The sequence below is a fragment of the Pseudomonas sp. HAR-UPW-AIA-41 genome, assembly GCF_002304225.1.
GTDB lineage: Bacteria > Pseudomonadota > Gammaproteobacteria > Pseudomonadales > Pseudomonadaceae > Aquipseudomonas.
Map to the genome: position 1 here is coordinate 1 of NZ_NSLB01000004.1, position 15,351 is coordinate 15,351.

16 protein-coding genes are annotated in these 15,351 nt (G+C 63.7%); 9 read left to right on the plus strand and 7 right to left on the minus strand.

Going from position 1 to position 15,351, the window contains the following annotated elements:
• Positions 1-237 precede the first annotated feature (237 nt).
• The 7 genes from CK486_RS09220 to CK486_RS09250 are packed head-to-tail and all read left to right on the plus strand — an operon-like array spanning position 238 to position 9,110.
• Positions 238-627, plus strand: a complete 390-nt coding sequence (locus CK486_RS09220; protein WP_095940013.1) for a MerR family DNA-binding transcriptional regulator — start codon at positions 238-240, stop codon at positions 625-627.
• 40 nt (positions 628-667) lie between these two features.
• Positions 668-1,831 (plus strand): isovaleryl-CoA dehydrogenase, encoded by a 1,164-nt coding sequence (locus CK486_RS09225; protein WP_095940014.1) that lies wholly within the window; start codon positions 668-670, stop codon positions 1,829-1,831.
• A gap of 50 nt (positions 1,832-1,881) precedes the next feature.
• A complete protein-coding gene (locus CK486_RS09230) occupies positions 1,882-3,489 on the plus strand; it encodes a carboxyl transferase domain-containing protein (RefSeq protein ID WP_095940015.1) in 1,608 nt (535 codons plus the stop codon).
• A 5-nt stretch (positions 3,490-3,494) separates the two neighbouring features.
• Positions 3,495-4,292: a gamma-carboxygeranoyl-CoA hydratase gene (locus CK486_RS09235; RefSeq protein WP_095940337.1), complete on the plus strand. Its 798-nt coding sequence runs from the start codon at positions 3,495-3,497 to the stop codon at positions 4,290-4,292.
• On the plus strand, positions 4,292-6,241 hold the full coding sequence (locus CK486_RS09240; protein ID WP_095940016.1) for an acetyl/propionyl/methylcrotonyl-CoA carboxylase subunit alpha: 1,950 nt from the start codon (positions 4,292-4,294) through the stop codon (positions 6,239-6,241). Before CK486_RS09235 ends, CK486_RS09240 begins: the two co-directional genes overlap by 1 nt.
• A complete protein-coding gene (locus tag CK486_RS09245; RefSeq protein WP_371915492.1) occupies positions 6,238-7,152 on the plus strand; it encodes a hydroxymethylglutaryl-CoA lyase in 915 nt (304 codons plus the stop codon). The genes CK486_RS09240 and CK486_RS09245 overlap by 4 nt, the downstream gene beginning before the upstream one ends.
• Positions 7,153-7,154: 2 nt before the next feature.
• Complete coding sequence (locus CK486_RS09250; RefSeq protein ID WP_095940017.1) at positions 7,155-9,110, plus strand: acetoacetate--CoA ligase; 1,956 nt, start codon at positions 7,155-7,157, stop codon at positions 9,108-9,110.
• On the opposite strand, the gene CK486_RS09255 is transcribed toward CK486_RS09250, so the two are convergent.
• From CK486_RS09255 to aroC, 6 genes are all read right to left on the minus strand, one after another.
• Positions 9,107-9,322, minus strand: a complete 216-nt coding sequence (locus CK486_RS09255; RefSeq protein ID WP_095940018.1) for a VF530 family DNA-binding protein — start codon at positions 9,320-9,322, stop codon at positions 9,107-9,109. The genes CK486_RS09250 and CK486_RS09255 overlap by 4 nt on opposite strands.
• A gap of 68 nt (positions 9,323-9,390) precedes the next feature.
• The gene (locus CK486_RS09260) at positions 9,391-9,582 is read right to left on the minus strand and encodes a PLDc N-terminal domain-containing protein (protein WP_095940019.1); all 192 of its coding nucleotides are present in this window, start codon (positions 9,580-9,582) and stop codon (positions 9,391-9,393) included.
• A gap of 11 nt (positions 9,583-9,593) precedes the next feature.
• Positions 9,594-9,989, minus strand: coding sequence for an MAPEG family protein (locus CK486_RS09265; RefSeq protein WP_095940020.1), 396 nt, complete (start codon positions 9,987-9,989; stop codon positions 9,594-9,596).
• A 70-nt stretch (positions 9,990-10,059) separates the two neighbouring features.
• Entirely contained in the window at positions 10,060-10,602 is a 543-nt protein-coding gene (locus tag CK486_RS09270) for an acireductone dioxygenase (protein WP_095940021.1), read from the minus strand.
• A 14-nt stretch (positions 10,603-10,616) separates the two neighbouring features.
• Positions 10,617-11,780, minus strand: coding sequence for an MFS transporter (locus CK486_RS09275; RefSeq protein ID WP_095940022.1), 1,164 nt, complete (start codon positions 11,778-11,780; stop codon positions 10,617-10,619).
• Positions 11,777-12,868, minus strand: coding sequence for a chorismate synthase (aroC, locus tag CK486_RS09280; RefSeq protein ID WP_095940023.1), 1,092 nt, complete (start codon positions 12,866-12,868; stop codon positions 11,777-11,779). The genes CK486_RS09275 and aroC overlap by 4 nt, the downstream gene beginning before the upstream one ends.
• Positions 12,869-13,012: 144 nt before the next feature.
• Here aroC and CK486_RS09285 point away from each other — a divergent pair, with 144 nt between their 5' ends.
• Positions 13,013-13,798, plus strand: a complete 786-nt coding sequence (locus CK486_RS09285; RefSeq protein WP_095940024.1) for a hypothetical protein — start codon at positions 13,013-13,015, stop codon at positions 13,796-13,798.
• A gap of 204 nt (positions 13,799-14,002) precedes the next feature.
• Here CK486_RS09285 and prmB read toward each other — a convergent pair whose 3' ends face one another.
• Complete coding sequence (gene prmB / locus CK486_RS09290) at positions 14,003-14,914, minus strand: 50S ribosomal protein L3 N(5)-glutamine methyltransferase (RefSeq protein ID WP_095940025.1); 912 nt, start codon at positions 14,912-14,914, stop codon at positions 14,003-14,005.
• 116 nt (positions 14,915-15,030) lie between these two features.
• Here prmB and CK486_RS09295 point away from each other — a divergent pair, with 116 nt between their 5' ends.
• On the plus strand, positions 15,031-15,351 hold the full coding sequence (locus CK486_RS09295) for a hypothetical protein (RefSeq protein WP_095940026.1): 321 nt from the start codon (positions 15,031-15,033) through the stop codon (positions 15,349-15,351).

Genomic DNA, 15,351 nt, shown 5'->3' on the forward strand with positions numbered 1-15,351 from the left:
CAGCACCAACCAGAACATAACTTATTGTTTTGGAAGGCTTTCTTTGCAGAAGCGCTGAAAGTGGGGCGCATTATAGGGCCGCAGATTTCGACGTCAACCGGCATTTCACAAATATCTTAGAAATGCCGCCCTGATGAACGATTACACCAGCAAAGCGACAGAAATCACGTCCAGCACGTTGACGTATGCGTAAAGCATGCCTTACGTTTACGTAAAGGTAATAGAAAAAGTGCCCTTATGAGCAGCTCCTACAGCATCTCCGACCTGGCCCGCGAGCTGGACATCACCACCCGCGCGATCCGCTTCTATGAAGAGCAAGGCATGCTCACACCCGAGAGGCGTGGCCAGGAACGGGTTTACTCCCCCAAAGACAAGGTGACACTCAAGCTGATCCTGCGCGGCAAGCGCATCGGCTTTTCCCTGGCCGAGTGCAAAGAGCTGATCGAGCTGTACGACCCCGAGAGTGGGAACCGCAAGCAGCTGGAAACCTTCATGCACAAGATTGCTGAGCGCCGTGCTCAGCTTGAGCAGCAGCTACTCGACATCCAGCAGATGCAGCTGGAACTGGATACTGCCGAAGAGCGCTGCCTGGCAGCGCTTGAGGCAACCGAATCGCAACAGGCCTAACTCCCCTTTTCATTAATAAAGACAAGACACAGGTGGAACCATGAGCTATCCGTCCCTCAACTTCGGTCTCGGCGAGACCATCGACATGCTGCGCGACTCAGTCCGGCAGTTCGCTCAGGCCGAACTGGCACCCCGTGCCGCGCAGATCGACCGGGACAACGAGTTCCCCATGGACATGTGGCGCAAGTTCGGCGACATGGGCCTGCTCGGCATGACAGTCGTGGAGGAATACGGCGGCACCAACATGGGCTATCTGGCGCACGTGATTGCCATGGAAGAGATCAGCCGCGCCTCGGCCTCGGTCGGGCTGTCGTATGGGGCGCACTCCAACCTGTGCGTCAACCAGATCCACAAGAACGGCACCCACGAGCAAAAAGCCAAATACCTGCCCAAGCTGTGCTCCGGCGAGCACATCGGCGCGCTGGCCATGAGCGAGCCCAATGCCGGCTCCGACGTGGTGTCGATGAAGCTGCGCGCTGATCGCAAGGGCGACCACTATGTGCTCAACGGCAACAAGATGTGGATCACCAATGGCCCGGATGCCAACACCTACGTGATTTATGCAAAGACCGATGTCAGCGCCGGCTCCAAGGGCATGACGGCCTTTATCGTCGAGCGTGACTTCAAGGGTTTCTCCCGTCACCAGAAGCTGGACAAGCTGGGCATGCGCGGCTCCAACACCTGCGAACTGGTCTTCGAGGATTGCGAAGTGCCGGTAGAGAACGTCCTCGGTGCCGAGGGACGAGGCGTAGCAGTGCTGATGAGCGGCCTGGACTACGAGCGCACCGTGCTCTCCGGCGGCCCGACCGGGATCATGCAGGCCTGCATGGACGTGGTGGTGCCCTACGTACACGAACGCCGCCAGTTCAATCAGTCGATCGGCGAATTCCAGCTGATCCAGGGCAAGCTGGCCGACATGTATGCCGGCATGAATGCGTCGAAGTCCTACCTTTATAACGTGGCCAAGGCCTGCGACCGTGGCGAGGAGTCGCGCAAGGATGCCGCGGCGGTCATTCTCTATACCGCCGAGATGGCCACCAAGATGGCGCTGGATACCATCCAGATCCTCGGTGGTAACGGCTACACCAACGAGTACCCGGCAGGCCGTCTGCTGCGCGACGCCAAACTCTACGAGATCGGCGCCGGCACCAGCGAAATCCGCCGCATGCTGATCGGCCGCGAGCTGTTCAACGAAACCAAGTGACCCGTCGCCGGCCACTGGCCGGCGTAACGCTGAGAGACGGAGTTCGCCAGATGGCCATCCTCAACACCCAGATCAATACACGCTCGCCGGAGTACGCCGCCAACCAGGCTGCGATGCAGCGCCAGGTCGATGAGCTGCAGCGGCTGCTCAATCACATCCATCAGGGCGGCGGTGCCAAGGCACAGGAGCGGCATACCTCGCGTGGCAAGCTGCTGCCCCGTGAGCGTATCAACGCCCTGCTCGACACGGGCTCGCCCTTTCTGGAGGTCGCCCCGCTGGCCGCTCATGAGGTGTACGGTGAAGATGTGCCGGCCGCTGGTGTGGTGGCGGGTATCGGTCGGGTCAGCGGCGTGGAATGCATGATCGTGGCCAACGATGCCACGGTCAAAGGCGGCAGCTACTACCCGCTGACGGTGAAGAAGCACCTGCGTGCGCAGACCATCGCCCAGCAGAACCGCCTGCCGTGCATCTATCTGGTTGACTCCGGCGGCGCCAACCTGCCTAGACAGGACGAGGTATTCCCCGACCGCGAGCACTTCGGGCGCATCTTCTTCAACCAGGCCAACATGAGCGCGATGGGCATTCCACAAATCGCCGTGGTGATGGGCTCCTGTACCGCGGGTGGCGCCTATGTGCCGGCCATGGCTGACGAAGCCATCATGGTGCGCAATCAGGCCACCATCTTCCTCGCAGGACCACCACTGGTGCGCGCCGCTACCGGAGAAGTGGTTAGCGCCGAAGATCTCGGCGGCGCCGATGTTCACTGCAAGACCTCGGGCGTGGCCGATCACTATGCCGAGAACGACGAACACGCCCTAGCCATCGCCCGCCGCTCAATCGCCAACCTGAACTGGCGCAAACAGGGTCAGCTGCAGGCACGCACACCGATTGCGCCGCGCTACGCCAGCGAGGAGCTATACGGGGTGATTCCCGCCGACAGCAAGCAGCCCTTTGATGTGCGCGAAGTCATTGCCCGCCTGGTCGACGACTCGCAGCTCGATGAATTCAAGGCGCTGTTCGGCACCACCCTGGTCTGCGGCTTCGCGCACTTGCACGGCTACCCGGTGGCGATCCTGGCCAACAACGGCATTCTCTTCGCGGAGTCGGCGCAGAAAGGCGCGCACTTTGTCGAGCTGGCCTGCCAGCGCGGCATTCCGCTGCTGTTTCTGCAGAACATTACCGGCTTCATGGTCGGACAGAAGTATGAAGCCGGCGGTATCGCCAAACATGGCGCCAAGCTGGTGACCGCCGTGGCCTGCGCCAAGGTGCCGAAATTCACCGTGATCATTGGCGGCAGCTTTGGCGCCGGCAACTACGGCATGTGCGGCCGCGCCTACGATCCGCGCTTCCTGTGGATGTGGCCCAACGCGCGAATCTCCGTGATGGGCGGCGAACAGGCCGCCGGCGTGCTCGCTCAGGTCAAGCGCGAACAGGCCGAACGCAGCGGGCAGAGCTTCAGCGCCGACGAGGAACAGCAGCTCAAGGCACCGATTCTGGAACAGTACGAGCGCCAGGGGCATCCCTACTACTCCAGCGCCCGCCTGTGGGACGACGGCGTCATCGACCCGGCACAGACACGCGACGTACTGGGCCTGGCACTCTCGGCCAGCCTCAATGCCCCCATCGAGCCGACCCAGTTCGGCATTTTCCGGATGTAATGAGCATGACCACCTTCAACAGCGTCGAACTGGTCAGGGACCCGCGCGGTTTCGCCACCCTCTGGCTGAACCGTCCGGAGAAGAACAACGCCTTCAACGCCGAGATGATCCGCGAGCTGATCCTCGCGCTGGATGCCGTCCAGGAAGACAAAACCCTGCGGTTTCTGATGCTGCGCGGACGCGGCAAGCACTTCTCTGCCGGCGCGGATCTGGCCTGGATGCAACAAGCCGCCGGCCTCGACTACAACGCCAATCTGAACGATGCCCGCGAACTGGCCGAGCTGATGTACAACCTGTACTACCTAAAGATCCCGACCCTGGCCGTGGTGCAGGGCGCCGCCTTCGGTGGAGCGGTAGGACTGGTCAGCTGCTGCGACATGGCCATCGGTGCCGAAGATGCACTGTTCTCCCTGTCCGAGGTGCGCATAGGCCTGGCGCCGGCAGTGATCAGCCCCTTCGTCGTACAGGCCTTGGGCGAGCGCGCGGCCAAGCGCTATGCGCTAACCGCCGAGCGCTTCGATGGCCTGCGCGCCCGTGAACTCGGCCTGCTCGCCGAATGCTACTCAGCCAGTCAACTGGACAGCGAGACGGAGAGCTGGATCAGCAACCTGCTGCTGAACAGCCCGCAGGCCATGCAGGCCAGCAAGGATCTGCTGCGCGAAGTCGGCCCGGGCGCCCTCAGCCCGGCGCTGCGCCGCTACACGGAAAACGCCATCGCCCGCATCCGCGTCAGCGCCGAAGGCCAGGAGGGCCTCAATGCCTTCCTCAACAAACGCACGCCAGCCTGGCAGGAGTCGCACTGATGAAGCCGATCAACACCCTGCTGGTGGCAAACCGTGGCGAGATCGCCTGCCGCGTGATGCGCAGCGCCAAGGCCATGGGTATTCGCACCGTGGCCGTGCACAGCGCCATCGACCAACACGCCCGGCATGTCGCCGAGGCCGATATCGCCATCGATCTGGGCGGTGCCAAACCCGCCGACAGCTATCTGCTGGCCGACAAGATCATCGCTGCCGCCAAAGCCAGCGGCGCTCAGGCCATCCACCCTGGCTACGGTTTTCTTTCGGAAAATGCCGATTTCGCCCAGCTGTGCGCCGAACACAATCTGCTCTTTATCGGCCCACCGGCCAGCGCCATCCGCGCTATGGGCAGCAAGTCCGCCGCCAAGGCGCTGATGGAAGAAGCCGGAGTGCCTCTGGTGCCCGGCTACCATGGCGAGGCGCAGGACCTGGCAACCTTCCGCGCCGCTTCCGCAACCATCGGCTATCCGGTACTGCTCAAGGCCGCTGCCGGTGGCGGCGGCAAGGGCATGAAAGTGGTGGAAAGCGAAGCGCAACTGGCCGAAGCCCTCGCCTCTGCCCAGCGCGAAGCGCAGTCCGCCTTCGGCGACTCGCGCATGCTCGTCGAAAAATACGTGCTGCAGCCACGCCACGTGGAAATCCAGGTCTTCGCCGACAGCCATGGCAACTGCCTGTACCTGAATGAGCGTGACTGCTCGATCCAGCGTCGCCACCAGAAGGTGGTCGAGGAAGCCCCCGCACCGGGGCTCTCGCCCGAACTGCGCCGCGCCATGGGCGAGGCCGCAGTCAAGGCCGCCCAGGCCATCGGCTATGTGGGTGCCGGCACCGTGGAGTTTCTGCTGGATGCCCGCGGCCATTTCTTCTTTATGGAAATGAACACCCGCCTGCAAGTGGAGCACCCGGTCACCGAGGCCATCACCGGTCTCGACCTGGTCGCCTGGCAGATCCGCGTGGCCCGCGGCGAGGCGCTGCCGATCACCCAGGAGCAGGTCCCGCTCAGGGGTCATGCCATCGAGGTCCGTCTGTATGCCGAAGACACCGAGCAGGACTTCCTGCCGGCCTCCGGCACCCTCGCCCTCTACCGGGAGCCGGCCAGCGGCGAAGGTCGCCGTGTCGACAGTGGCGTACGCCAGGGCGATGCCATCTCACCGTTCTACGACCCGATGCTGGCCAAGCTGATCGCCTGGGGCGAGAACCGCGAGGAAGCGCGCCTGCGTCTGCTCAGTATGCTCGCCGACACCAGCGTCGGCGGCTTCAAGACCAACCTCGCCTTCCTCCAGCGCGTACTGGCTCACCCGGCCTTCGCCGCTGCCGAACTGGATACCGGTTTTATCGGCCGTCATCAGGCCGAGCTGCTGCCAGCGCCTGACGAACTGCCGGAAGACTTCTGGCAGATGGCCGGTCAGGCCTGGGTGCAGAGCGAAGCTGGCCGGGGCCGGGCCGATGATCCGCATTCGCCCTGGGCCATGCACAACGGCTGGCGCGCCGGGCTGCCGGCGGAAATCAGCCTGCACCTGAGCTGTCAGGGACAACGTCACTGGCTGCGCCTGCGTCAGCAGAAGACGGAACCCCAGTGGTGCCTGGATGGCGAGCGCCTGTACCGTCAGGACCAGGGCCAACTGAGCAGCCGCCGCGCCATTCGCCAGGGGGAAGCACTGTTCATCGAGTGGCAGGGAGAGCTTCGTGAAGTGCGCCGCGTCGATCCGATCGCCGAAGCTGAAGCCAGCCACGCCCAGCACGGCGGTCTGACCGCTCCGATGAATGGCAGCATCGTGCGTATCCTGGTGGAGGCCGGGCAGGCCGTGGAAGCCGGCACCGCGCTGGTGGTACTGGAAGCCATGAAGATGGAACACAGCATTCGCGCGCCTCACGCGGGTATCGTCAAGGCGCTGTACTGCGCAGAAGGTGACCTGGTCAGCGAAGGCAGCGCGCTGGTGGAGCTGGAAGAATGAGCATTGCCCTGCCTAGTCAGGTCCGTCTGGTCGAAGTCGGCCCGCGCGACGGTCTGCAGAACGAGAAACAGCCGATCAGCGTGGCCGACAAGGTACGCCTGACCGACGACCTGAGCGCCGCCGGGCTTTCCTATATAGAAGTCGGCAGCTTCGTCTCGCCCAAGTGGGTACCGCAGATGGCCGGCAGCGCCGAAGTCTTTGCCGGTATTCACCAGAAACCCGACGTGGTCTACGGTGCCCTCACGCCCAACCTCAAAGGCTTCGAGGCCGCAGTCGAGGCCGGGGTGAAGGAAGTGGCGGTTTTCGCCGCCGCCAGCGAGGCCTTCTCGCAGAAGAACATCAACTGCTCCATCGCCGAAAGCCTCGCGCGTTTCGTGCCGGTGATGGAAGCGGCCAAGGCCCACGGCATCACGGTGCGCGGCTATGTATCCTGCGTACTCGGCTGCCCCTACGAAGGCGAGATCCGCGCCGAGCAGGTCGCTCCGGTGGCCCGCGAACTGCTGGCCATGGGCTGCTACGAAGTCTCGCTGGGCGACACCATCGGTGTCGGCACCGCCGGGCAGACTCGCCGCCTGTTCGACGTGGTCGGTCGTGATATCCCGCGCGAGAAACTCGCCGGCCACTTCCACGACACCTACGGCCAGGCGCTGGCCAATATCTACGCCAGCCTGCTGGAAGGCATCGCCGTATTCGACAGCTCTGTTGCAGGTCTGGGCGGCTGCCCCTACGCCAAGGGCGCCACTGGCAACGTCGCCACCGAGGACGTGCTCTACCTGCTCAATGGGCTGGGCATCCACACCGGCATCGACATGGACCAACTGATCGCCGCCGGCCAGCGCATCTGCGACGTGCTCGGCAAGCCCAATGGCTCACGGGTGGCCCGCGCCCGCCTCGGCTGTCAGGGAGTCTGAGCATGAACACCCCGCTCTGGGCGCCCTCCGCCGAACGCATCGCCGCCAGCCGCATGGATGCCTTCCGCCGCTTCGTCAACCAGCGTCACGCACTCCAGCTGAACGACTACCCGGCGCTGCATGCCTGGAGCGTTAAGCAGCGCGAGGCGTTCTGGCAGGCCATTGTCGATTTCTTCGACATTCGTTTCAGCGGCCAGGCCGAAGCCGTGCTGCGTGAGGGCGATGCCATGCCCAGCGCGCACTGGTTCCCCGGCGCCACCCTGAACTTCGCCGAGCACCTGCTGCGTCGCCGCGATGACCACCCGGCGCTGGTCGCCATCAGCGAGGACGGCAGCCGCGAGCAACTGTCCTATGCCGAGCTGGCCGCCCATGTCGCCGGCCTGCAGCAAAGCCTCAGGGCCGCCGGTGTCGGCGTGGGCGACCGCGTGGCCGCGTTTATGCCAAACACCTGGCAGACGGTGGTCGGCATGCTCGCCACCGCCAGCCTCGGCGCCACCTGGTCGTCCTGCTCCCCGGACTTCGGCACCCAGGGCGTGATCGACCGCTTCGGCCAGATCGAACCCAAGGTGCTGATCGCCGCCGCAGGCTATCGCTACGCCGGCAAAAACATCGACCTGACCGCCAAACTCAACGAGATCCTCGAACGCCTGCCTTCGCTGGCGCAGCTGGTGGTGGTGCCCTACTCCCGCACCGAAGCCCAGGCGGATGACTTCCGCACCAACGCCTGCGTCGCCCTGTGGCAGGACTTCTATCAGGCTGGCGGCGAGCCGCAGTTCATGCCGGTCGCCTTCGAGCAACCGCTGTACATCCTCTATTCCAGCGGCACCACGGGTGTGCCCAAATGCATCGTGCATGGTGTCGGCGGCCCCCTGCTGCAGCACATCAAGGAACTGGGCCTGCATACGGACCTCACGGCCGACGACACCCTGTTCTACTACACAACCTGCGGCTGGATGATGTGGAACTGGCTGGTCTCAGGCCTGGCACTGGGCGCCACTCTGGTCCTGTTCGACGGCTCACCCTTCCACCCATCGGCCGAGCGCCTGATCGACCTGATCGACGCCGAGAACATCAGCATCTTCGGCACCAGCGCCAAGTTCATCGCTGCACTGGAAAAGGCCGGTGCCAAGCCGCGCGAAACGCACAAGCTGAGCCGGCTGAAGGCCATCCTCTCCACCGGCTCGCCGCTAGCCCACGAGAGCTTCGAGTACGTCTACCGCGACATCAAGCGTGATGTCTGCCTGTCCTCCATCTCCGGCGGGACCGACATCGTCTCCTGCTTCGCCCTCGGAAACCCGACCCTGCCGGTGTGGCGCGGCGAGCTGCAGTGCAAGGGCCTGGGGATGGACGTACAGGTGTGGAATGACGAAGGGCTTCCAGTCACCGGGGAAAAAGGCGAGTTGATCTGCGCCCGGCACTTCCCGTCCATGCCGGTGGGCTTCTGGAACGATGCGGCTGGCGAGAAATTTCACGCGGCCTACTTTGCCAGCTTCCCCGGCGTCTGGGCCCATGGCGACTACGCCGAGATCACCGAACACGCTGGTCTGGTGATCCACGGCCGCTCCGACGCCGTGCTCAACCCCGGCGGCGTGCGCATCGGTACCGCCGAAATCTACCGCCAGGTGGAAAAGGTGCCGCAGGTGCTGGAATCCATCGCCATCGGTCAGGACTGGGATAGCGATGTGCGCGTGGTGCTGTTCGTCCGTCTGCGCGAAGGCGTCGTGCTGGATGACGCTCTTCAGGCCGAGATCCGCCAGGTGATCCGCGCCAACACTACGCCACGCCATGTGCCGGCGAAGATCGTCCAGGTCGCCGACATCCCGCGCACCATCAGCGGCAAGATTGTCGAGCTGGCGGTGCGCAACGTGGTGCACGGCAGACCGGTGAAGAACACCGACGCCCTGGCTAATCCGCAGGCGTTGGAATTCTTCCGTGACCTGCCGGAGCTGATGAGTTAACGACTTTTGAGCTGGATGTAGAGGGCCTCGACCTTCTCTCGCGCCCAGGGCGTCTTGCGCAGGAAGGTCAGGCTCGACTTGATGCTCGGGTCACTCTTGAAGCAGCGGATATCGATGCGCTGGCCCAGGCCACTCCAGCCGTAGGTGTCCACCAGCTCGACCAGAATGGCCTGCAGGGTGACACCGTGGAGTGGATCTTTGGCAGTGGTCATGGCGCTGTCCGCAACAGGAAATGGCTGCGCAGCTTAGTGCAGCGCAGCCGCTTCGACTAGAGAGAGCCTCAGGCTGGCTTTACGCGGCGCGGGCCGACCAGAGCCCAGATGATCAGCCCGATCAGAGGCAGGAACAACAGCAGCAGAATCCACAGCACCTTGAAGCCGACCTCGGCCGGGCTGTTGACCACTTCCAGAATGGCCCACAGCACCAGGGCGATGAAACCGAGACTGACCAGAGCACTGAACAGGCTAGCCATGTGCCGTCACCTCAAACGTGGCTCAGGGCCAGCAGGAAGTTGGCCAGCGCGAGGCCGAGGATCAGCAGCCAGGTCGCCAGGGTGCCGAAGAAACGCCCCCGCGAGTATTGCCCCTGTGTGGCCAGAAAGCCGTAGGCATGGGCAATGCGCGCCACCAGCAGGGTGAGCCCGGCCAGGTGCAGCAGAATCGGCGAGAGACCGTTGAGTTCGGCCAGGGCCAGCAGGATCAGGGCCAGCGGAATGTTTTCCAGCGCATTGGCGTGAGCGCGGATACGCACCTGCAACTCCTGGTTGCCGGCATCGCCGAGGCCGATCTTCTGAGTCTTGCGAATGGCGACGACCAGTCCAGCCAGCACCATGACCAGAGCGGCCAGCAGGGAGGCATACAAAGCGGTAATGGGCAGCATGGAACACTCCTTCGTTGTTGTTATGCGGGCAAGACTAACCCTAGTGCCCGCCGGCTGTCGCGTTAACCGATCAATCCTCCAGCCGGTTGAAGCGACTGGCGATCTCGTCGCCGCTGTACTCGGCCTGCCAGCCATCCGCCTGCCCCAGCAGCCGAAGCGTCACGTAACTCGGTCGCTCACCCATATCGAACCAGTGCCAGGTATTGGCCGGGATGACCAACAGATCGCCGCGCTCGCACAGTATTTCGTAAACATGATCGGCAATATGCAGGCTGAACAGGCCCTGCCCGGCTACAAAGAACCGCGCCTCGACGCCCGCATGGCGGTGCTCGGCCAGGTAGCGGTCACGCAACTCGGCCCGGTCGGCCTGATCCGGGCACACGCGACTGATCTCGACGTGCGGGTAATCTCCGGCAGCCTGCAGCGCCGCCAGTGGCTCGCGGTAGGCGGCCAGAATCGCCGCGTCATCGGCGTCCGCCGGCAGCTGCACGCGCGGCCACTGGGCAAACTGCACACCCAACTCGGCCAGGGTCGCGCTGATGTGCTCCGGCTGGCTGAGCACCTTGTTCGGCAAGGCCGGCAGACTCTCGTGGTAGACGCTCAGGCGGCTCATGATCGGTTCTCCCCTTATTCGGTGTGTACAGCAGGGTCACGCAGACAGGCGGCCATGATAGCTGCTGCGGCCAGTGCCGCCACACTGGCCAGAGCAAAGGTCCAGGCCGGGCCCAGGCTGTTCCAGCTGTAACCGGCATAGAGAGCGCCCAGTGCTCCGCCTACCCCGGCCAGCGCGGCATACAAGGCCTGGCCCTGACCTTGCTGGCCGGGGCCGAAGCTGCGCTGCACGAAGTGAATGGCCGCTGCGTGGAAACTGCCAAAGGTGGCGGCATGCAGCAGTTGGGCAAACAGCAGCAGCCACAGATGATCGGCAACAAAGCCCAGCAGCAACCAGCGCAACGCGGCAATTAGAAAACTGGCAATCAGCAGCTGCTTCAGGCTGACATGCTGGAGCACACGCGCCATGCCCATGAACAGCAGGATTTCCGCCACCACGCCGAGTGCCCACAGCTGACCGATCACACCCCGCGAGTAGCCCAGGCTTTCCAGGTGAATGGTGATGAAGGTGTAGTACGGCCCGTGGGACAGCTGCATCAGCGCCACACAGAGGTAAAAGGCCAGCACGCCCGGCTGCAGCAACTGCCGGACAAAGCCATGGCCGGCATCGTGCTGCAGATGAGCGACCGGCCGGGCATCGGGTACCCAGCAGCTGGACAGGGCAATGCCGGCGATGATCGCCAGCAGCACCCAGGGGTAAATGGCCAGGCTGAACACCTCGAACAGCTCACCCAGACCGACCACCGTGAGGATGAAACCGATCGAGCCCCACAGGCGCAACTGGGTGTAGCGGGCTGACTGCTCGCGCAGGTGCGCCAGGGTGATCACCTCGAACTGCGGCAGCACGGCATGCCAGAAGAACGCATGCAGCGCCATCACCAGCGCCAGCCAGGCATAGCTCTGGCTGATGAAGATCAGGCTGAGACTGGCCAGCGTGGCAAAGGCGCCCAGCCGCACGATCAGCAGGCGCTGTCCGGTGCGGTCACCGAGCCAGCCCCACAGGTTCGGCGCCACGCAGCGCATCAGCATGGGAATGGCCACCAGCTCGCCGATGCGTGCCGGCGAAAAGCCCAGTTGCTCGAAGTACAGCGCCAGAAAAGGCGCCGTGGCTCCGAGCAGGCCGAAGTAGAAGAAATAGAAGCCGGACAGCCGCCAGTACGGCAGCGGCTTGGCCGTCACAGTTGCGGCAGTACCGGCGTGATCACCTGCACGGCGGCGTTCTGCGCGCGGTGGCGCATCAGGTGATCGAGCAGAACGATGGCCATCATCGCCTCGGCGATCGGCGTGGCGCGGATACCAACGCACGGATCGTGGCGACCCTTGGTGATGACTTCCACCGGGTTGCCGTGGATATCGATGGAGCGGCCCGGCGTGGTGATGCTCGAAGTCGGTTTGAGCGCCAGATGGGCGACGATCGGCTGACCGGAGGAAATACCGCCGAGGATGCCGCCGGCGTGGTTGCTGACGAAACCGTCCGGCGTCAGCTCATCGCGGTGCTCGGTGCCGCGCTGGGCAACGCAGGCAAAACCATCGCCGATTTCGACGCCCTTGACCGCATTGATGCTCATCAGCGCATGGGCCAGCTCGGCGTCCAGGCGGTCGAAAATCGGCTCACCCAGGCCCGGCATCACGCCTTCGGCGACCACGGTGATCTTCGCACCGACCGAATCCTGGTCGCGGCGCAGCTGATCCATATAGGCCTCCAGCTCCGGCACCTTGTCCGGGTCGGGGCTGAAGAAAGCATTCTCTTCGACGCTGTCCCAGGTCTTGAAGGGAATCTCGATCGGGCCCAGCTGGCTCATGTAGCCGCGCACGGTGATGCCGAAACCGGCCAGCACCTTCTTGGCGATGGCACCGGCGGCCACGCGCATGGCGGTCTCACGCGCCGAGCTGCGGCCACCGCCACGGTAGTCACGGGTGCCGTACTTGTGGTGGTAGGTGTAGTCGGCATGGGCCGGACGGAACAGATCCTTGATCGCCGAGTAGTCCTTGGACTTCTGATCGGTATTGCGGATCAGCAGACCGATCGAGCAACCGGTGGTCTTGCCCTCGAACACCCCGGAGAGGATTTCGACCTCATCGTCTTCCTGGCGCTGGGTCGTATGGCGGCTGGTGCCCGGCTTGCGGCGGTCAAGGTCACGCTGCAGGTCCTCAAGAGAAATCTCGATGCCCGGCGGGCAACCGTCGACGATGGCGACCAGCGCCGGACCATGGCTTTCGCCAGCGGTGGTGACGGTAAACAGCTTGCCGTAGGTATTGCCGGACATCACAAGGCTCCGCAGAGGGCTTAAAACGGGCCGCCAGTATACCCATGCCGTCCTGGCCTGACACGCCCATGATTGTCCGCCACAGTTGCAGAGTCGCGTCATTTGGCCGATATAGAGGAAACAACAAGAACTGGCAGCACCAGCATGAGCGAAACGCCCAGCCCCCCTGAAGAACAGCCTGTCGACCCGATTGCCCTGCTCAAGGCGCAGTGGGCGGAGCTGAAACCCAAGCAGTTCCATCTGCTGCGCCTTGCCGCGCAACCCACCGAGCGCGGAGCCGGCGCGCGGCCGCTGCGCTTTGCCGAGCTGGGCCGGGTGGAGCGCCACACCAAGGATCTCAGCCTGTTGCGCCTGACCGTACAACTGCCCGGCCAGATGCTGCACAAGGAAACCAACCTGCTGGAGGTGTGGGTCAATCACGCCGAGCGCCGCATCAGCTTCGCTCCCGAAACGGGCCTGCAGGTCGAACCCGGCAACCGCGGTCTGGGCCGCTTTCTCCTGGCTCAGGCCATCAGCTGGGCACGCCAGCATTTCTCGGCCTATCAGGTAGGTGACTTTGCCCTGGGCATGAAGGGCAGCCTGGACGACGAGAACCGCCATCGCCGCGATAAGCTTCTGGAAAGTCTGGGTTTTACAATCGAATACGAAGACAAGCTGCACATGAAGGGGCGCATCCATGCCGGCCTGGTCGCCAGCCTGAATGCCGATTGGAACCATGAAAAGCTGATGCCGCTGAGCATGCTCGATGCCGGTCAGATGCTGCAGCAGGCCGACCAGAGCCTGCATGAACAGGCGCTCAAGATTCGCACACTGGAAGAACAGCTATCGGCCAATAAGCGGGATGAGTCGGCATTGCGCTTTACCATCAGCCTGCTGGTGCTGTTCAGCCTGTTTGAAGCGGCATTGGTCTTTCTACTGATGATCTTCTGAGAACCTATCTACAACCTGCTGCGCGTCGGAAAAACTGCGTTCAAAGCGGTCTCAGAATGCTCATTTACAACCTGTAAACTCGGCTCTGGCATCCTGCTTCGCTCTAACGCCTGCATCCCTGCAGGCGTCCGCTTCCTCAACCGCTTTCGCCTTGTTTTTCTCTAGCTCGCGAGCCCGTAGACAGGCTCTGAGAACCAGCCTCGCTCAGAGCAGGCGCGAGCGAAACAGCGCCTGATGTTCGCGGCACTGCGCCGCCGCAAGCAGGAAGACGCCGTGGCCGCCCTCTTCGAACTCCAGCCAGGTGAAATCCACCTCCGGGTACAGCGTCTCCACATGCACCTGGCTGTTACCCACCTCGACAATGAGCACGCCCTGCTCCGTCAGATGATCGGCCGCCTCGGCCAGCATGCGCCGCACCAGATCCAGACCATCCTCGCCACAGGCCAGCCCCAGCACCGGCTCATGCTGATACTCGGCCGGCATGTCGGCGAAGTCCTCGGCGTCCACGTAAGGAGGGTTGGAGACGATCAGGTCAAAGCGCTGCTTGGGCAGGCCATCGAATCCGTCACCCTGCACGGTGTAGACCCGATCTTCCAGGCCATGCCGCTCGATGTTCTGGCAAGCCACTTCCAGAGCGTCAAAGGACAGATCGCCCAGCACCACTTCGGCCTCAGGGAAGGCATAGGCGCAGGCAATACCGATGCAACCAGAACCGGTGCACAGGTCGAGAATCCGCGCCGGCGTTTTGGGCAGCCAGGGCTCGAACTGCGCACCAATCAGCTCGGCAATGGGCGAACGCGGCACCAGCACCCGCTCGTCGACCAGAAAGGGCAGCCCGCAGAACCAGGCCTCGCCGATCAGATAGGCCGTCGGCACACGCTCCTCGATACGACGGCGAAGCAGCACTTGCAGATGCTCGCGTTCATCATCCTCCAGACGGCAATCCAGGTAGCTGTCGGCGATCTCGAACGGCAGATGCAGGGCACCGAGCACCAGTTGCCGGGCATCGTCCCAGGCGTTGTCGGTACCGTGACCGAAAAACAGCTCTTCGGCATGAAAACGGCTGACGGCCCAGCGGATATGGTCACGCAGGGTAAGCAGACGGGACGGGTTCACGGCACACTCCTGAAAAACGGGTGGGCGATTCTAAACCCTAAGTGCAGACGGCACACCTGCCCCCTGAACTTATCGCGCGGCCGAGAGTCAAACGGCCAAGCCGCTGGAGGAGCGCCATGAAGCTCTCGGGACAATTCAACGCACGCACCCTTCGCGATCAGCGCCCGCCCGTCTGGCGCTGGCGTCTGCTGGCCGCCATCGGCGCCCTGCTCAGCGCCACGGGCGTTCTGCTACTACTGGCAACACTGGCCGGCCTGCTGGGCCAGGCCACACCATTCAGCAGCGCCAGTCCGTCGGCCGCCGTCAGTGCCCTGCTCGGTCTGGCCGCCGTGAGCGCGCTGACCGGTGGCGTCCGGCTCTGGCGCGTGGCACGCCGCCACCGTTGCCGCAGCAAGCAACTGTCCTTCGCCCGGGACCTGCTGAAACGCCAGCCCTGA